This window comes from Methylobacterium sp. A54F, assembly GCF_053346035.1.
This window is the reverse complement of sequence record NZ_JBKFBF010000004.1, coordinates 148,754-166,257: the sequence shown is the minus strand read 5'-3', so window position 1 is coordinate 166,257 and position 17,504 is coordinate 148,754. Positions and strand designations below refer to the sequence as shown.

General features: G+C 71.2%; 12 protein-coding genes. 2 read left to right on the top strand and 10 right to left on the bottom strand.

Annotated features, from left to right (window positions below):
• Positions 1-115: 115 nt before the first annotated feature.
• Positions 116-307, bottom strand: coding sequence for a hypothetical protein (locus tag ACLBXP_RS08845; protein ID WP_447667267.1), 192 nt, complete (start codon positions 305-307; stop codon positions 116-118).
• A 12-nt stretch (positions 308-319) separates the two neighbouring features.
• Entirely contained in the window at positions 320-832 is a 513-nt protein-coding gene (locus tag ACLBXP_RS08840; protein ID WP_447667266.1) for a DUF892 family protein, read from the bottom strand.
• A 249-nt stretch (positions 833-1,081) separates the two neighbouring features.
• On the opposite strand from ACLBXP_RS08840, the gene ACLBXP_RS08835 reads away from it, so the two are divergent.
• Positions 1,082-1,588 (top strand): CYTH domain-containing protein, encoded by a 507-nt coding sequence (locus ACLBXP_RS08835; protein ID WP_447667265.1) that lies wholly within the window; start codon positions 1,082-1,084, stop codon positions 1,586-1,588.
• A 41-nt stretch (positions 1,589-1,629) separates the two neighbouring features.
• On the opposite strand, the gene ACLBXP_RS08830 is transcribed toward ACLBXP_RS08835, so the two are convergent.
• Together ACLBXP_RS08830 and ACLBXP_RS08825 are read right to left on the bottom strand one after the other, a co-directional pair.
• Positions 1,630-3,384 (bottom strand): adenylate/guanylate cyclase domain-containing protein, encoded by a 1,755-nt coding sequence (locus tag ACLBXP_RS08830; RefSeq protein ID WP_447667264.1) that lies wholly within the window; start codon positions 3,382-3,384, stop codon positions 1,630-1,632.
• Positions 3,385-3,487: 103 nt separating this feature from the next.
• Positions 3,488-6,499 (bottom strand): PAS domain S-box protein, encoded by a 3,012-nt coding sequence (locus ACLBXP_RS08825; protein WP_447667263.1) that lies wholly within the window; start codon positions 6,497-6,499, stop codon positions 3,488-3,490.
• Positions 6,500-6,762: 263 nt separating this feature from the next.
• Here ACLBXP_RS08825 and ACLBXP_RS08820 point away from each other — a divergent pair, with 263 nt between their 5' ends.
• Entirely contained in the window at positions 6,763-9,225 is a 2,463-nt protein-coding gene (locus tag ACLBXP_RS08820; RefSeq protein WP_447667262.1) for a PAS domain-containing protein, read from the top strand.
• A gap of 22 nt (positions 9,226-9,247) precedes the next feature.
• Here the strand turns inward: ACLBXP_RS08820 and ACLBXP_RS08815 are convergent, their stop codons facing one another.
• The 6 genes from ACLBXP_RS08815 to ACLBXP_RS08790 all read right to left on the bottom strand — a co-directional run bounded on the left by ACLBXP_RS08815 (position 9,248) and on the right by ACLBXP_RS08790 (position 17,266).
• Positions 9,248-10,165 (bottom strand): LysR family transcriptional regulator, encoded by a 918-nt coding sequence (locus ACLBXP_RS08815; RefSeq protein ID WP_447667261.1) that lies wholly within the window; start codon positions 10,163-10,165, stop codon positions 9,248-9,250.
• A 118-nt stretch (positions 10,166-10,283) separates the two neighbouring features.
• Positions 10,284-11,939, bottom strand: coding sequence for an OFA family MFS transporter (locus ACLBXP_RS08810; protein WP_447667260.1), 1,656 nt, complete (start codon positions 11,937-11,939; stop codon positions 10,284-10,286).
• A gap of 132 nt (positions 11,940-12,071) precedes the next feature.
• The gene (locus ACLBXP_RS08805) at positions 12,072-12,362 is read right to left on the bottom strand and encodes a formate dehydrogenase subunit delta (protein WP_447667259.1); all 291 of its coding nucleotides are present in this window, start codon (positions 12,360-12,362) and stop codon (positions 12,072-12,074) included.
• A gap of 4 nt (positions 12,363-12,366) precedes the next feature.
• Positions 12,367-15,228: a formate dehydrogenase subunit alpha gene (gene fdhF, locus ACLBXP_RS08800; protein WP_447667258.1), complete on the bottom strand. Its 2,862-nt coding sequence runs from the start codon at positions 15,226-15,228 to the stop codon at positions 12,367-12,369.
• A gap of 11 nt (positions 15,229-15,239) precedes the next feature.
• Positions 15,240-16,799, bottom strand: a complete 1,560-nt coding sequence (locus ACLBXP_RS08795; RefSeq protein ID WP_447667257.1) for a formate dehydrogenase beta subunit — start codon at positions 16,797-16,799, stop codon at positions 15,240-15,242.
• Complete coding sequence (locus tag ACLBXP_RS08790) at positions 16,799-17,266, bottom strand: formate dehydrogenase subunit gamma (RefSeq protein ID WP_447667256.1); 468 nt, start codon at positions 17,264-17,266, stop codon at positions 16,799-16,801. Before ACLBXP_RS08790 ends, ACLBXP_RS08795 begins: the two co-directional genes overlap by 1 nt.
• Positions 17,267-17,504: the final 238 nt, after the last annotated feature.

The following is a 17,504-nucleotide window of genomic DNA, read 5'->3' as shown; positions in this document are numbered from 1 at the left end:
GGCCGAGGATCCGTTCGGCCGGCAGATCGACGTTGAATGAGGCATCCGGGGGCGGCCTGCGTCGCGGCCGCCGGGATGCTCCGATACACTGGGATGGTTCGCTGAGAAGGAGGGCTCAGCCCTGCTGCGCGGCCCCGAAGGCGCCAAGGGCTTCCCGCCCGGCCTCGTCCGCATCCTCGGCCGAGCCGTAGGATTCCGGCGAGACCCGGACGGAGACGCCGTCTCGGTCCGTCAGGTGCCAGCGAAAGCGCTCCCGGCTCTCGCCGCAGGCCTCGACGGTGACGGCGACCGGTGTCGGATCGTCCACGGCGACGCTCCGTCAGCTGTCGGCCTTCTCGCCGCTCATGGTCAGGTCGAGGTAGGTCCGGGTGACCGGTTCGATCAGGGCGGCGATCTCCTCGGCCGCCATCGTCTCCTCGTCGACGGCGGCGCGGAAGAAGGAGACCTGATCGGACTTGCCGGCCCGCTCCGCGATGACGGCGAGCGACCGGTAGGCCGCGACCTGATCGTACTGGTAGGCGTAGCCCGCGTAGAGGTTCTTCAGCGTCTCGTCCTGCGCCGTGGCGTGCACCGCCGCGCCGATGGAGCCGGCGACGCTCGTCACGGCCTCCTTGAACGACGACGGGCTCTCGCCGACCGCCTCCAGCGCCTTGTCGAGGCGATCGATCTGCACCTTCGTCGTCTCGACGTGGCGACGCAGGACGGCGGCGTAGTCGGGGTAGCGCTCGAGACCGGAGAGTTGCCGCTCCATCTGCTCCAGGCCCTGCTTCTCCAGGGCGCGGGTGTTGCGCAGCGCGCCCGCGTAGATCGTGCCGATGTCCGTGCTGGCCATGCCGTCGTTGCTCCGTGGCTGTCTTGGGGTTCGCCGGGCAACGTAGGCGGGATAGCGCCGTTCCTGGCTCAACCTGCGGCGGAAGCGCCGCGCCAAGCCTGGGCCCGACGAGCCGGGCGGACCCTCGGAGCGCGACGCTCCGGCGGCAGTCGTGCAACCGGACCGGTGGCGAGCGATCGGAAATTGCATTAGGCCGCGCTCCTGGAAGGAGACGGGCAGGCGCTCCCGTCGTCCGGGCAGTGCGGCGTGATGCGTTTCGAGGTCGAGCGGAAGTTCCTGGTGGCCCACGAGGGCTGGCGCGGGGAGGTCGCGAGCACGCGGCGCCTCACGGACGGGCTCGTCGGCCACTTCGCCTCCGGCAAGGTGCGGGTGCGCCTCGACGAGGAGCGGGCCTGGCTCACGGTGAAGGGCAACCGCACCGGCCTGGCGCGGGCCGAGTTCGAGTACGAGATCCCGCGGGGCGACGCGGAGCAGATGCTGAGCCTCGTCTGCGAGACCTGCCTGATCCAGCGGACGCGCCACTGCGTCCCGCACGGCGGCCTGACCTGGGAGGTGGACGTCTACGACGGCACGCTGGCCGGCATGGTGCTCGCCGAGGTTGAACTCGACCACGAGGCGCAGGCCGTCACGCTGCCGGACTGGATCGGCCATGAGGTCACCTGTGACCCGCGCTTCAGCCAGTCCACGATGCTGCGCCTGTCGCGCGAGGCAGGGCGGAACGTGACCCTCGCCGAGATCCTCTCGGCGCAGCTGTGAGGGAGCCTTTCCGGCGACGATGATGCCGCGCGGGCTGCCGTTCAGCGGACGAGCCCGGCGCCGGCCGTTCCGCCGACCGCCGCGGCAGCGCGCTGGCGGCCGAGCGCCTTGACGCGCAGGGTCTCCGAGCGCCCAGGCAGGACCACCTCGCGGAGGGACGGCAGCTCCACCCCGGCCGCGACGTAGACGGCCTCGGACACCAGGGCGATGCAGCCGAGCGTCTTGGTCTGGCTCTCCAGACGGGAGGCCACGTTCACCGTGTCGCCGAGGGCCGTGAAGCGCGCGTCCGCGTGGTCCCCCATCGCGCCGACGATGGCCATGCCGGCATGGAGGCCGATGCCGTAGCGCAGCGTCTGGCCGAGATCGGCGGCGAGCAGCCGGTTGAGGCCCGCGACCTGCTCGGTGATCAGATCGACGCCCCGCAGGGCCTGCTGCGCGGCGGTCGAGGGGTCGGTCTGCAAGCCGAACAGCGCGAGCATCCCGTCGCCGAGGAGCTGGTTCACCGAACCGCCCGATTCCCGCACGGCGTCCCCGACCGCGCCCAGGAACCGGTTGATGATGAACACGGTGTCGTAGGGCAGGCGCTCCTCCGCCATCCGCGTCGAGTCCCGCAGATCGACGAACATCGCGACGATGAAGCGCTCCTCGCCCGATTGCGCGGGCTCCAGGCGCCGCGCCGGCACCTGCCGCGGCGGGAACAGGGGCGTCACGGAGAGATCGCGGGTCGGGACGAGCTGGCAGGCCAGCCGGATGCCGGGCGTCGCGCCGACGCGGCTGAGCACGGCCTGCTCGGCCTTCGAGGGTGCCGGGAGGCCGCGCCCGTCGTCACCGTCGAAGACACGGACCCGGCAGGTGGAGCAGCGCCCGCGCCCGCCGCAGACGCTCGCGTGCGGCAGGTTGTGGCGCCGGCTCGCCTCCAGCACGTTCGTGCCGCGTGGAACTCGCACGACGCGCCCGTCCGGGTAGGCGATGCGGATCGTGCCGTGCCGGACCTCCGTCAGCGTCCGCAGGCCCCGGGCCGCGAGGACCAGGGCGACGGCTCCGCCATATGCCATCAGGAGGCCGTCCCGGATCGCCTTGAGCCGCTCGACCTGCTCGGGCCGCCCGAAATGGATCGGCCGAAGCGCCTCCGCCCGCCAGGCAGGATCCTGCGCCAGCACGGCGATGCCGCGGCCGCCCTGCACGAAGCCGAGCAGCGCCAGGACCGGAACCAGGATGGCGGAAGCGAGCAGCCACGGGCCGGCCGCCGCGAAACCGGGCTTCAGCCGCAACCAGAAATACAGGCCCACGCAGCCGTGCGCCCAGGCGCCGACGAGGAGCGCCGCCTGCATGGCGCCGCTCTGCGGAGCGGCGACCCAGAGGGCGTAAAGCTCCTGCGCGTAGCCCTTCTCCAGCCCCTCGGTCTGGTAGGCGATCCGGGTCGCCACGACGTGGTTGAGGAGCAGCACAGGCACCAGCAGCCCGAGCACCAGCTGGACCGCCTCGGACGCCTTCCACTGGAAGAAGCGCCGCTCGTAGAGGGCGTAGAGGCCGAGCAGCAGGTGTCCGACGAGGGCACCGTAGAGCACCGGAAGGCCGAGGCCGGTCAGCCAGATCGCCGAGGCCACGTCGAGGCCGGCATCCATGGCGGCGAGCGACACGTTGCCGAGCGCGTGGTTGACGAGGTGCGTGAGCACGTAGGCGAACAGGACGAGCCCGGTGGCGAGGCGCACCTGGCGCAGGGTCGGGCGCCGCAGGGCCGCCGACGGGGTCAGCCGGCCGACTCCCGGCACCGGCGCGGCGAGCGGTTGATCCATGGAGCGGTCGAAGGGCCTGATGTTGCAACGCGCCCGCTATAGCACGGCCGCGGCGCCGTCATGCGATCCTGGGTTGTCGGCGACGTCGTGGATACCCGTCCCGTCAGGCGGCCGCGACGCCGGTCGCGTCCTGCATGGCATCGAGGGGCGCCTCCAGGCGGCAGACCAGACCGGTCGGCGCGTAGGTGAGCCGGACGTCGCCCCCGACCTCGGCCGCGAAGCTGCGCTCGATCAGGCGCGAGCCGAACCCCCGGTGGCTCGGCACCGACAGGATCGGGGGGCCGCCCTGCTCGGACCAGGTCAGGCAGAAGCGCGGCGCCTCGCCCTCGTGGACCACGTGCCAGCGCAGGTCGACGCTGCCTTCCGCGTTCGAGAGCGCGCCGTACTTCGCCGCGTTGGTGGCGAGCTCATGGAGGGCGAGCGCCAGGGCTAGGGCGGGCTTGGCGGCGAGCAGCACCCCGGGCCCGCTCGTGCGGATGCGGCAGGCCGCCCCGCCGCGGTGGACCGCGAGGGCGCCCTCCACCACCTCGGCGATGGGCGCCTGCGCCCAGCTCGCCTGGGTGAGGATGTCGTGGGCGCGCCCGAGCGAGATCAGGCGCGCGGAGAAGGCCTCCCGGGCGGCCTCGACGTCTGTGGCGTTGCGGAAGGTCTGGCTCGCGATGGCCTGGACCATCGCCAGCGTGTTCTTGATCCGGTGCTGCAATTCCCCGGCGAGCAGGCGCTGGTGCTCCTCGGCGCGCTTGCGCTCGCTGATGTCGAGCATCGCGCCGATCATCCGGATCCCGACGCCGGCCGCATCGCGCAGCACGTAGCCGCGGTCGAGGATGTGCGCGTAGGTGCCGTCCGCCCGCAGGAACCGGTACTCGTCCGTCCAGTTCTCGGTGCTGTCGTCGATCACCGCGTAGATGCCGGCCTTCACGCGCTCCCGGTCCTCGAGGTGGATGCGCGACGTCCACCACGCCCCGTCGCGGCCGACCGCGTCCGGGGCGTAGCCGAACAGGGTCTGCATCGCCTCGCTCCACTGGACGTGGTCGGCGGCGAGGTCCCAGTCCCAGATCGCATCGTTGGTCGCCCACGCCGCGAGGCGGTAGCGCTCCTCGGTCGAGCGCAGGGCCTCCTCGGCGCGCCGGCGCTCGGTGACGTCCCGCACGGTCCCGATGAAGCGGACCGTCCGGCCGTCCACCACGAAGGCCTGGCCCATGGCCGCGACCCAGCGCTCGACGCCGTCCTGCAGCCCGATGGTGCGGTAGGCGATGTCGTAGGTGCCGGAGCCGGCCGGATCGAGCGCGGCGCGCACGGCCTCGTCGACCCAGCCGCGGTCGTCCGGGTGCAGGCCGTCGAGGAAGATTCCGTAATCGACGGGTGCCTCGGGCGGCAGCCCGAACAGGGCGCGGGTGCGCGTGTCCCATTCGAGGTCGCCGGCGAGGAGGTCGTAGTCGAACACGCCCGTCCCGGTCGCCTCGACCGCGAGGCGCAGCTGCTCCCGCGTCCGGCGGAGCTCCTCCTCGGCCCGGCGGCGGTCGTGGATGTCGCTGTTGCTGCCGAGGTAGCCGACGATCGCGCCGCTGGTGTCCCGCAGGGGCTCGGCCCGGATCAGGAACCAGCGATAGCTCCCGTCGTGGTGGCGCAGGCGCGCTTCCGTGTCGTAGACCGTCTCCTGCGCGCGCGCCCGCTCCCAGGCCTCCAGCAGGGCGGGCAGGTCGTCCGGATGCACCGGCCGGTCCCAGCCCATGGGCAGCGCCTCCTCCGGGGTCTGTCCGGTGTAAGCGTACCAGCGGTTGTTGAAGTAGCTGAGGCTGCCATCCGGATTGCCGAACCAGATCATGGCCGGCGCGAGCTCGGTCAGCGCCTCGAAGCGCTCCTCGGCCACCTTGCGCTCGTGGATATCCAGCGAGGTGCCGATCCAGCTCAGCACGCTCCCGTCCGCGGCGCGCACCGGCTGGGCCCGGGACAGGAACCAGCGATACTGCCCGTCCGCGCGGCGGAGCGGAAACTCCACCTCGTAGGGCTGCCCCGACCGGGCGGAGGCGAGCCAGGTCTCGCGCGTCGCCTCCCCGTAATCGGGATGGATCACGCCGATCCAGCTCGCCTCGCCTATCTCGCCGGGAGCGAGGCCCGTGTAGTCGTACCAGTAGGCGTTGCAATACGTGACGTTGCCGGCGGCGTCGCCGAACCAGACCACCTGCGGGCTCACCTCGACGAGGGAGCGATAGCGCAGCTCGCTCGCTTCCAGCACGGCGTCCGTCCGGCGCCGCTCCGTGCCGTCGCGCAGGATCTTCAGGAAACCCTGCAGGGTGCCGTCCTCGGAGCGCAGCGGCATCATCTCGCCGGACGACCAGAAGCGGGAGCCGTCCCGGCGCAGGTGCCAGCGCTCGTCCGCCGCGCGCCCGTCCTCCAGCGCCAGCCGCCGCTCGGTCTCCGGCCGCCCGGCCGCGCGATCCTCCGGCGTGAAGAAGGCATCGAGCGGCCGGCCGAGCATCTCGGCCTCGCTCCAGCCGAGGATCCGCTCCGCGCCCACGTTCCAGCGCGTCACCCGCCCCTCCGGATCGGTCGCCACGATGGCGTAGTCGGTGGCGCTGTCGAGGATGCGCTCGTGGAGGAGGCGCTGCTCGGCCTGCTCGCGCAGCACCCGGCGCAGCTCCTTCTGGGCCATGGTCTGGCGGCCGAGCCGCATCAGCCCCTTCCGCTGCCGGTCGGTCAGATCGTGGGACTTCGTGTCGAGGACGCAGACGGTCCCGATCGCGTAGCCCTCGGCCGTCCGCAGGACGGCGCCGGCGTAGAAGCGCAGGCCCGACTCGCCCGTGACGAGGGGATTGCCCGCGAAGCGACCGTCGCTGCTGGCGTCCGGCACGCACAGGAAATCCTCCTGCAGGATCGCCTGGCGGCAGAACGAGGTGTCGAGCGGCGTCTCCCGGACGCCGAGGCCGACCTCCGCCTTGAAGAACTGGCGCCCGTCGCCGATCAGGTTGACCACCGCGATCGGCGTTCCGCACAGCTCGGCCGCAGCCTCGGCGATCTCGTCGAAATCCTGCTGGCGCGGCGTGTCGAGCAGTTGGTAGCGGTCGAGGGCACGCAGGCGCGCGGCCTCGGACTCGGTCGTTTCAGCGCGACGCATCGAACAGACAGGCTTGGAGTGCCGGGAAAGTTCCGTCTGATAGAGTTCGGGGCGGCGAAACTAAGGCTGTCGTGGCACGCCGGACGCGCAACCGACGCGCCGAGATCTCGTTATGGCTTAGCGACACCGCGAGCCCCCGCGAGCACGCCGGCTGTCGGGGTAGCGTTCAGAGGTTTCATCAGGGCCATGCGCAGTTGGACGTTGCCCGGCAGGGCCCCACGCGAGACATCGCGCGGGACGCGCTCACCCGGGTTTCGGATGCCGTGACCGACGCGTTCTCGTTCCTACCCCACGGGGGCAGCACGGGTGCCGAGATCCGTGCCCGGGATTGGTCGACCACGCCCCTCGGCCCCCCGGAGCACTGGCCGCCCACTCTGCGCAGCACCCTGTCGCTGATGCTTGCCTGCCCGACGGCAATGTTCCTCGCCTGGGGGCCGGACCTCCTCTGCTTCTACAACGACGCCTACCGGCCGATCCTCGGCTACCGGCTGGACACGGCGCTCGGGCGGCCCTTCCGGGAGGTCTGGGCGAGCATCTGGTCGGAGATCGCGCCGCTCGTGGACGCCACCCTGGCGGGGGAGAGCCAGACCCTCACCGACGTCATGCTCGACCTGTCGCGCGCCGGCACGCCGGAGCGGAGCTGGTGGTCCTTCACCTACTCGCCGGTGCTCGACGAGGCGGGCCGGGTCTGCGGCCTGTTCTGCGTCACCGCCGAGACCACGAACCGCATCGTGAGCGAGGCGCGCCTGCGCGAGAGCGAGGATCACTTCCGCCACACGGTGGAGCTCAACCCGCAGGTGCCCTGGACCTGCGACCCGGCCGGGAACATCACCTCCTACTCTAATCGCTGGCTCGAGCTGACGGGGCAGCAGCCCGGCGAGCCCGACGGTTCCGGCTGGGCCAAGGCCCTGCACCCGGCCGACTTGCCTTGGACCATGACGGTCTTCGCGAACTGCCTCGCCTCGGGCGATCCGGTGGACGTCGATTACCGGATCCGCATGGCGGGGACGGACACCTACCGCTGGATGCGCGCCCGTGCCCGCCCGCGCCGCGACGCGGCCGGCGCCATCATCCGGTGGTACGGCGTCGTCGAGGACGTCCACGACCGCAAGCTCGCCGAGGAGCGGCTGCGCGAGATGAACGAGTCGCTGGAGCGCCGGGTCGACGCGGCGCTCGCGCAGCGCAAGCTCTGGGCCGACGTGTTCGAGACGACCGACGCCCTCGTGGCCGCCCTCGACGCGGAGTTCCGGGTGCTCGCCGTGAACCGCGCCTACGCCGACGAGTTCCAGGCGCTCTACGGCGTGCGCCCCGGCGTGGGAGACAACCTCCTCGACCTGCTGGCCGACCATCCGGAGGACCGGGCCGCGGCGCGGAGCGCATGGTCCCGCGCGCTCGCCGGCGAGGAGTTCACGCTGGTCGAGGCGTTCGGCGAGCCCGACCGGAAGCGCCCCTATTACGAGCTGAAGTTCACGGCGCTCACGGACGCTGCCGGGCGGCGGATCGGCGCCTTCCAGTACGCCCACGACGTCAGCGACCGGCTGCGGAGCCAGGACCAGCTGGCGCGGGCCGAGGAGGCGCTGCGCCACGCGCAGAAGATGGAGGCGGTGGGCCAGCTGACGGGTGGCGTCGCGCACGACTTCAACAACCTGCTCACCATCATCCGCTCATCCGTGGAGTTCCTGCGCCGGCCGAACCTGCCCGAAGAGCGGCGCACCCGCTACCTCGAAGCGGTGGCGGACACCGTCGACCGCGCCGCCAGGCTGACGAACCAGCTCCTCGCCTTTGCGAGGCGACAGGCCCTCGCGCCCGAGGTGTTCGAGGTGGGCGAGCGGCTGCGCGGCGTCTCCGACATGCTGAGCGCGGTGACGGGCGCACGCATCCGCATCCTCACGGACCTGCCCGAAACGCCGTGCCACGTGCGGGCCGACCCGAGCCAGTTCGAGACAGCCCTCGTCAACCTCGCGGTGAACGCCCGCGACGCCATGGCGGGGGAGGGTGCCCTGACCATCCGGCTCGCCTGCGCGCTGCCGCTGCCGCCCATCCGCGGTCACGCGGGCGCGAAGGGGCCCTTCGCGGCCGTCTCCGTCGCGGACGAAGGCGAGGGCATCCCGGGTGACCTGCTCACGCGGATCTTCGAGCCCTTCTTCACGACGAAGGAGGTCGGCAAGGGCACGGGGCTCGGCCTCAGCCAGGTGATCGGCTTCGCCAAGCAGTCAGGCGGCGACGTCGACGTCGCGAGCGCGCTCGGTCGCGGGACGACCTTCACGCTCTACCTGCCCCAGGCCGATGCGGAGCGGACGGACGGCGAGGCCGACCGAACCCGGCTCCCCGATCCGCTGGCGGAGCGCGCGCTCTGCATGCTCGTTGTGGAGGACAACCTCGAGGTCGGGCGCTTCTGCACGCAGCTCCTGGAGGACCTGGGCCACGGGACGGTCTGGGCCCACAACGCCGAGGCGGCCCTCGCCGAGATCGAACGGGCGCCCTTCCGGTTCGATGCCGTATTCTCGGACGTGGTGATGCCCGGCATGGGCGGCGTGGCCTTCGCCCGGCGCCTGCGGGCCGACCACCCGAACCTGCCCGTGATCCTGATGACCGGCTACAGCGACGTCCTCGCCCGCGACGATGCCCACGGCTTCGAGCTGGTGCGCAAGCCCTACTCGGCCGAGCAGATCGCCGCCGCGCTCCGCAAGGTGCTGGCCTCGCCTCGGCGGCGCCCGCCGGCCTGAGGGGCCTCCGCGTCGCCTGCGATCAGGGTGGCGAGATCGGTTCCGCCTTGCGCCGCAGGTCGCGGGCCACGTCGCGGGCGATGGCGACGAGGGCCGACACCATCGGGGTCGCGGGGTCCTGGCGCGGGGCCACGAGGCCGATCGTGTGCGCGAGGTCCGGATCGACGATCGGGATCGCGCGGACGCCGTCCCGCGGACCCAGCGCGTCGGCCAGGATCGCCGGCATGACGCTCGCCCATTGCAGGGTGTGGACGTGCGTCATCAGGACGATCATCGAGTTGGATTCGAGGGTGGGCGCCGGCTCCCCGCCGGCCCTGCGGATCTGCTCGTCGATGATCCGCCGGTTCTGCATGTTCGGCGTGAGCAGGCAGAGCGGGATCCGCCCGACCTCCGCCCAGGTCACCCGGTCGCGGTCGGCATAGGGACCGCCCGTCGCGGTGAGGAGGCGGTAATGCTCCCGGTAGAGGGGCACCGCCGTCACGCGGCCGGTGGGCTCGTTGTCGAGGTAGGTCAGCCCGGCATCGGCTTCGAGGTTTTCGAGGAGCGCGAAGATGTCCGACGAGGTCGTCGACTCGATCGTCAGCCGGACGTCGGGGTGGCGCTGCCGGTAGGGCGTGGTGAGCGCGGCCACCATCGGCAGCGCAGTCGGCACCGCGGCGATCCGCAGGTGGCCGGAAAGTCCCTGGCGCAGGGTGGCGACGTCCTGCTGCATCGCGCGGCTGTCGGCCACGATGCGCCGCGCCCAGGCGAGCACGCGCTCCCCCTCCGGCGTGAAGCCCTGGAAGCGCGAGCCGCGCTGCACGAGCTGCACGCCGAACCGATTCTCGAGGTGTTTGACCCCCGCTGAGAGCGTCTGCTGAGTGACCCGGCAGGCCTCCGCCGCGCGTCCGAAGTGATGCTCGCGGGACAGGGCGAGGAGGTAGTCCAGCTTCTCGATCACGGCTCAGCAACTACCACCCGAGCGGCCATGCAGATCATGGCGCTCCGGTGGTAGAATGACGCTGCAGACGCCTCAATATGAAGCGGGCTTCCTTATGGGAGCCCGCTCCGCGAGGTCACTATCGCAGCAGGATCAGCGCCTTGGAGAGCGTGATCCAGACGCCCCACGCGATGGGGAGTCCGACGGCGGCCCAGGCGAGCGCCGCGGTCGCGGTGAAGCCGCCCCGGCCGATGCCGAAGGAGCCGCCGCGCGGCGAGGCGATCGCGGCGCCGGTGGGCTTCAGGTCCCCGTCCTTCATGAACCAGCGCTGCGCCAGGGGGCGCACCAGCAGGTTCGCGACGAAGCCCGCGGCCAGGAACCCGGCGAGCACGTAGAGGGTGCGGGTGTAGAGCTGCGCGCCCTGGATGCCGGCGTCGACCTGCGCCTGCCGGATCGCCGTGACGACGAGCGGCCCGACGATGCCGGCCGTCGACCAGGCCGTGAGGAGGCGCCCGTGGATGGCGCCGACGAACTGCGTGCCGAACACGTCGGCGAGGTAGGCCGGGATCGTCGCGAAGCCGCCGCCGTACATCGAGAGGATCACGCAGAAGATCGCGACGAAGAGCGCCTTCGAGCCGATCCCGGCCGCGAAGGGCGCCGCGGCGTAGAGGGCGAAGCCGAGGGCGAAGAACGTGAAGTAGGTCGTCTTGCGGCCGATCCGGTCGGACAGGGAGGCCCAGAAGAACCGGCCCATGATGTTGAACAGCGACAGGAGGCCGACGAAGCCCGCGGCGATGGCCGCGATCTGCCCCTTCTGGACGCCGTCGAGCTGCCCGAAGCCGAGCTCCGGCCGGCCGATCAGCGCCCCGCCGAAGATCTCCTGCAGCATCGGCGAGGCGAGGGCGAGCACGCCGATGCCGGCCGACACGTTGAGGCAGAGCACGGCCCACAGGAGCCAGAACTGCACGGTCTTGTGGGCGTCTCTCAGGTGCACGTGGCCGCTCGCGATCATCGCGCTCTTGGCGGCCGGCGGCGTCCAGCCCTCTGGGGTCCAGCCGTCCGGCGGCACGCGGTAGCCGAAGGCGCCCGCCATCATGAAGCCGAGGTAGCCGAGGCCCATCACGGCCAGCGCCTGCCAGACGCCGGCCTGCCCCGGGCCCTTGAAGTGGTTGATCAAGAGGTCGGCGAGCGGCGAGCCGATCATCGCGCCGCCGCCGAAGCCCATGATGGCCATGCCGGTGGCCATGCCGCGCCGGTCGGGGAACCACTTCACCAGCGTCGAGACCGGGGAGATGTAGCCGAGCCCGAGCCCGATGCCGCCGATGAGGCCCATGCCGAGCCAGATCAGCCAGAGCTGGTGCAGGTAGACGCCGGCCGCCCCGATGAGGAAGCCGCCGCTCCAGCAGAGGGCCGCCACGAGCCCGGCCTTGCGCGGGCCGGCCCGCTCCAGCCAGCCGCCGAACACCGCCGCGGACAGGCCGAGCATCACGATGCCGATCGAGAAGACGAGGACGAGGTCGCTCACGCGCCAGTCGCAGGTGGTGGTCACCAGCGCCGTGGCGAGCGTCATGTCCGGGCAGGCGGCCGGCGCCGGCTGGCCCGTGCTGAGGGCGCGGGACAGGGGCAGCCAGAATACGGACAGCCCGTAGGACATGCCGATGCAGAGGTGGATGGCGAGCGCCGCCGGGGGAACCAGCCACCGGTTGAAGCCAGGTTTCGCGACGATGTTCTCGCGCGACAGCCAGCCGGGACTGGACGCGCGCGGTGTCCCCGCGCTCGCGACACTCGTATCCATTGTGGTCCTCCCAGGCCAGCCTTTACGCGGACCGGCTCTAGGATGGGATTAGCAAGTCGGCCAGCCCCGGACTACGCCCGAATACGTTTTGGGCTACAGATTAGTCCGATCGCAACGGGAAAAATTGCGTGGTCAGCCCGCGTCGCTCGCCCCGAGCCCGAGGCGCTGCGGATCGCGGGTCGCCGCCCGCACCGGGCTCTCGGCCCGCGGCTCCTCGCGGATCGCCCGGAGGACGAGGGCGTCGAGGGTGTTGCCGGCCTCAAGCGCGTGCGCCTGAAGGCGCTCGCGCATCCGCGGCGTCCAGAAGGCGACGAGGTGCTTGTGGACGCCCGCCGCGGCCTCCGCTTCCGGGTAGGACCGGAAGAAGCTCGCGATCTGGTTGGCCATCCGCGCGAGCTTCTCGGCGTTCGTGGTCGCGCTCATCGCCTCACTCCGCCGCGTCGAGGGCCTGGGCGATGCGCGTCAGCGAGAAATCCTCCTCGAAGAAGCGCGCCTGCCAGTCGGACGGCCGGTTCGTGCGCCGGACCTGCACCGCCGTGACCTTGTACTCCGGGCAGTTCGTGGCCCAGTCCGAGTAGTCGGTGGTGATGACGTTGGCGCCGGTCTTCGCGTGGTGGAACGTCGTGTAGACGACGCCCGGCTGCATCCGCTCGCTGACCCGCGCCTTCAGGGCGATGTCGCCCGAGCGGCTTTCCAGCGCCACGAGGTCGCCGTCGACGATCCCGCGGGTCTCCGCGTCGAAGGGGTGGATCTCCAGCACGTCCTCCTCGTGCCAGCGGGAGTTCTCGGTGCGCCGGGTCTGCGCGCCGACATTGTACTGCGAGAGGATGCGGCCCGTGGTGAGGATGAGGGGGAAGCGCGGGCCCGTGCGCTCCTCGGTCGCCACGAACTCGGTGATCATGAACTTGCCGAGGCCGCGCACGAAGCGGTCGACGTGCATCATCGGCGTGCCCATCGGCGCCGCGTCGTTGCAGGGCCACTGCACCGAGCCGAGCGCGTCGAGCTTTGCGTAGGAGACGCCGGTGAAGCTCGGGGTGAGCGCGGCGATCTCGTCCATGATCTCCGAGGGGTGGCTGTAGCGCATCGGGTAGCCGAGGGCCTCGGCGAGCAGGATCGTGCCCTCCCAGTCGCCGTAGCCGCCGAGCGGCTCCATCACCTTGCGCACGCGGCTGATGCGCCGCTCGGCGTTCGTGAAGGTGCCGTCCTTCTCCAGGAACGAGGCGCCCGGCAGGAAGACGTGGGCGTACTTGGCGGTCTCGTTCAGGAACAGGTCCTGGACGACGATGCACTCCATCGCGGTGAGGCCGGCCGTGACGTGGTGGGTGTCGGGGTCGGACTGGGCGATGTCCTCGCCCTGGATGTACATCCCCTTGAAGGTGCCCTCGACGGCCTCGTCGAGCATGTTGGTGATGCGCAGGCCCGGCGCGGAGTCGAGCTTGGCGCCCCACAGCGATTCGAACGCGTCGCGCGTGGCATCGTCCGAGACGTGCCGGTAGCCGGGCAGCTCGTGCGGGAACGAGCCCATGTCGCAGGAGCCCTGGACGTTGTTCTGGCCCCGGAGCGGGTTCACGCCCGCGCCGACCTTGCCGATGTTGCCGGTGGCCATGGCGAGGTTGGCCATGCCCATCACCATGGTCGAGCCCTGGCTGTGCTCGGTGACGCCGAGCCCGTAGTAGATCGCGGCGTTGCCCCCTTGCGCGTAGAGCCGGGCGGCGGCGCGGATCTCGGCCGGGTCGACCCCGATCACCGCGGCCTGCGCTTCCGGCGCATGCCGCTCGTCGGCGATGAAGCGGGCCCAGGACTCGAAGTCCCCGAGGTCGCAGCGCGCACGCACGTACTCCTCGTCGACGAGGCCCTCGGTGACGATGACGTGGGCCATCGCGTTGATGAAGGCGACGTTGGAGCCGGGCTTGAGCGGCAGGTGGTGATCGGCCCGGATGTGGGGCGAGCGCACGAGGTCGATGCGGCGGGGATCGGCCACGATCAGCTTGGCGCCGGCCCGCAGCCGCTTCTTCATGCGCGAGCCGAAGACGGGGTGACCGTCCGTCGGGTTCGCACCGATCACGAGGATCACGTCCGACTGCTCGACGGACTTGAAGTCCTGCGTGCCCGCGGAGGTGCCGAGCGTCGACATCAGCCCGTAGCCGGTGGGCGAGTGGCAGACGCGGGCGCAGGTGTCGACGTTGTTGTTGCCGAAGGCCGCGCGCACGAGCTTCTGGACGAGGTAGGCCTCCTCGTTGGTGCAGCGGGACGAGGTGATGCCGCCGACCGCGTCCCGGCCGTAGGTCGCCTGGATGCGCTTGAACTCGGACGCTGCGCGGTCGATCGCCTCCTCCCAGCTCACCTCCCGCCACGGATCGGTGATCTTCTCCCGGATCATCGGCTTGGTGATCCGGTCCTTGTGGGTGGCGTAGCCGTAGGCGAAGCGGCCCTTCACGCAGGAATGGCCCTCGTTCGCGCGGCCGCCCTTGTAGGGCACCATGCGCACCACCCGGTCGCCCTGCATCTCGGCCTTGAAGGCGCAGCCGACGCCGCAATAGGCGCAGGTCGTCACCGCCGAGTGCTCCGGCTGGCCCATGGCGATGACGGACTTCTCCTGGAGCGTCGCGGTCGGGCAGGCCTGCACGCAGGCGCCGCAGGAGACGCACTCCGAGTCCATGAAGCTCGTCGGGCCCGCCGCGACGCGGCTGTCGAAGCCGCGGCCCGCGATGGTGAGCGCGAAGGTGCCCTGGGTCTCCTCGCAGGCGCGCACGCAGCGGTTGCAGACGATGCACTTCGACGGGTCGTAGGTGAAGTAGGGGTTCGACTCGTCCTTGGGCAGGTACTTCTCGGCGGTCGGCTTGACGTGGTTGTCGCCCTCGTAGCCGTAGCGGACCTCGCGCAGGCCCACGGCACCGGCCATGTCCTGCAACTCGCAGTCGCCGTTCGCCGCGCAGGTCAGGCAGTCGAGGGGATGGTCGGAGATGTAGAGCTCCATCACGCCCTTGCGCAGGCGGGCGAGCTTGTCCCCTTGCGTGCGCACCACCATGCCGTTCTCGGCGGGCGTGGTGCAGGAGGCGGGGGTGCCCCGGCGCCCCTCGATCTCCACGAGGCAGAGGCGGCAGGAGCCGAAGGGCTCCAGCGAGTCGGTGGCGCAGAGCTTCGGGATCTGCGTCCCCATGCTCATGGCGGCCGCCATCACCGAGCTGCCCGCCGGCACCGTGACGGGCACGCCGTCGATCGTCAGGGTCACGCTCTGATCCGAGACGCGGATCGGGGTGCCGAAATCGACTTCCTTGATGAGGCCCATGGGACCGCTCCTCACTCCGCTGCGACCGGCAGGTCGCCGCCGCGCGAAAAATCTTCCGGGAAATGGGTGATCGCGCTCATCACGGGCATCGGCGTCAGCCCGCCCATGGCGCAGAGGGATCCGTCGGTCATGACCTCGCAGAGGTCCTCGACCACCTTCAGGTTCTCCCGCGGACGGATGCCCGCGATGACCTTGTCCATGGTCTCGACGCCGCGGGTCGCGCCGATCCGGCAGGGCGTGCACTTGCCGCAGGACTCCGTGGCGCAGAACTCGAAGGCGAAGCGGGCCTGGGCGGCCATGTCGACGGTGTCGTCGAAGACCACGATGCCGCCGTGGCCGACGAGGCCCTTGTTGGCCGCCATGGCCTCGTAGTCGAGGGGCGTGTCGAGAAGGTGGTCGGGGAAGTAGGCGCCGAGCGGCCCGCCCACCTGCACCGCCCGCACCGGCCGGCCCGAGCGGGTGCCGCCGCCGAAGCCCTCGATGACCTCGCGCAGGGTGATCCCGAAGGCGATCTCGATCAGCCCGCCGTGCCGCACGTTGCCGGCGAGCTGGATCGGCAGGGTGCCGAGGGAGCGGCCCTGGCCGTAGGCGGCGTAGGCCGCCCCGCCGTTCTCCAGGATCCAGGGCACGGCCGTGAAGGTCATGACGTTGTTGACGAGGGTCGGGCGCCCCATGAACCCCTTGAGCGCCGGGATCGGGGGCTTGGCCCGCACGATGCCGCGGCGGCCCTCCAGGCTCTCGAGGAGCGAGGTCTCCTCGCCGCAAATATAGGCGCCGGCCCCGAGGCGGACCTCCAGGTGGAAGGCCTTGCCCGAGCCCATCACGTCGGCGCCGAGCACGCCCGCCCGCTCGCCCTCGGCGATCGCCTCCTTCAGGGTCGCGAAGGCCTGCGGATACTCGGAGCGCAGGTAGATGTAGCCCCGCGTGGCGCCGACCGCGATGCCGGCGATCGTCATGCCCTCGATGAGGGAGAAGGGGTCACCTTCCATCATCATCCGGTCCGCAAAGGTACCGGAATCGCCCTCATCGGCATTGCAGACGACGTATTTCCGGTCGCTCTGCGCGAGCATCACGGTGTTCCACTTGATGCCCGCCGGGAAACCCGCGCCGCCGCGGCCGCGCAGCCCGGAATCGCGCACCTGCCCGACGATGCCCTCCTGGTCGAGGCGCAGGGCGGCTTCGAGGCCGCGATAGCCGCCGTGCGCGCGGTAATCCGCGACGCTCACGGGATCGACGACGCCGCAGCGGTGGAAGGTGAGCCGCTGCTGGCGGGCGAGGTAGGGGATCTGATCCGGATCGCCGAGGCGCAGGGGGTGCGCGCCGCCCTCGCAGAGGCCGGCATCGAGCAGCGCCTCGACGTCGCCGGCCGTCACCGGCCCGTAGGCCACGCGCCCGGCCGGGGTCGCGACCTCGACCATCGGCTCCAGCCAGAACAGGCCGCGCGAGCCGGTGCGCACGATGGTGACGTCGAGGCCGCGCCGCTCGGCTCCGGCGAAGAGCTGGCGGGCGACGCGGTTCGCGCCGAGGCCTAGGGCGACGGCGTCGCGCGGGATGAAGACGGTGACGCTCATCACTGGGCCTCCGCCAGGGCGGCCTCGAGGCCGTCGGCCGTCAGGTGCGCGACGGGCTCGCCGTCGACGAGGGCCGCGGGCCCGTTGGCGCAGAGCCCGAGGCAGTAGACCGGCTCGACGGTGACGCCCGAAGCGCTGGTGCCGTGCCAGTCGACCTGCAGGCGACCCAGGATCTCGCCGTGCAGGCGGTTCGACCCCACGGCCTGGCAGGCCTCCGCACGGCAGAGCTTCACCGTGCGGGCGGCGGCCGGGTGGCTGCGGAAGTCGTGGTAGAAGGTGATGCAGCCATGGACCTCGGCCCGCGACAGGTTCAGGGCATCGGCGATGATCTGCGTCGCCTCACCGTCCACGTAGCCGAAGGTCTCCTGCAGGGCGTGCAGGATCGGGAGGGTCGCGCCTTCGAGATGAGCGTGCTCTGCTACGATTCCGGCGGCGCGCGCCGCGTTCCAGGACTCGTACCGTGGCATGAAATTTCCTGCCTAGATTGGTCTTTTTCTAAGTCGGATTGGAACAGGAATGCTGGCAGGCTTCAATCAAGCTATCCGGTCGGCCGACAAGCGTTGGCTGTCGAGCACGCGTCGATCCCCCACGACGTTAACGTTGACGCAAGCCTTCGCCCCAACTCCTCTTCGCGAACTGCTTAGGTAGATTGCCCCGGCTCACGGCGTTCCTACAACTTGTGGTAGGGCCTCACGGCGCAGCGGC

Excerpts from the sequence above, each read along its gene's own strand:
- ACLBXP_RS08835 (WP_447667265.1), top strand. The coding sequence starts at position 1,082 with ATGCGTTTCGAGGTCGAGCGGAAGTTCCTGGTGGCCCACGAGGGCTGG.
- fdhF (WP_447667258.1), bottom strand. The coding sequence starts at position 15,228 with ATGGGCCTCATCAAGGAAGTCGATTTCGGCACCCCGATCCGCGTCTCG.
- ACLBXP_RS08805 (WP_447667259.1), bottom strand. The coding sequence starts at position 12,362 with ATGAGCGCGACCACGAACGCCGAGAAGCTCGCGCGGATGGCCAACCAG.
- ACLBXP_RS08790 (WP_447667256.1), bottom strand. The coding sequence starts at position 17,266 with ATGCCACGGTACGAGTCCTGGAACGCGGCGCGCGCCGCCGGAATCGTA.
- ACLBXP_RS08795 (WP_447667257.1), bottom strand. The coding sequence starts at position 16,799 with ATGAGCGTCACCGTCTTCATCCCGCGCGACGCCGTCGCCCTAGGCCTC.
- ACLBXP_RS08810 (WP_447667260.1), bottom strand. The coding sequence starts at position 11,939 with ATGGATACGAGTGTCGCGAGCGCGGGGACACCGCGCGCGTCCAGTCCC.
- ACLBXP_RS08825 (WP_447667263.1), bottom strand. The coding sequence starts at position 6,499 with ATGCGTCGCGCTGAAACGACCGAGTCCGAGGCCGCGCGCCTGCGTGCC.
- ACLBXP_RS08840 (WP_447667266.1), bottom strand. The coding sequence starts at position 832 with ATGGCCAGCACGGACATCGGCACGATCTACGCGGGCGCGCTGCGCAAC.
- ACLBXP_RS08830 (WP_447667264.1), bottom strand. The coding sequence starts at position 3,384 with ATGGATCAACCGCTCGCCGCGCCGGTGCCGGGAGTCGGCCGGCTGACC.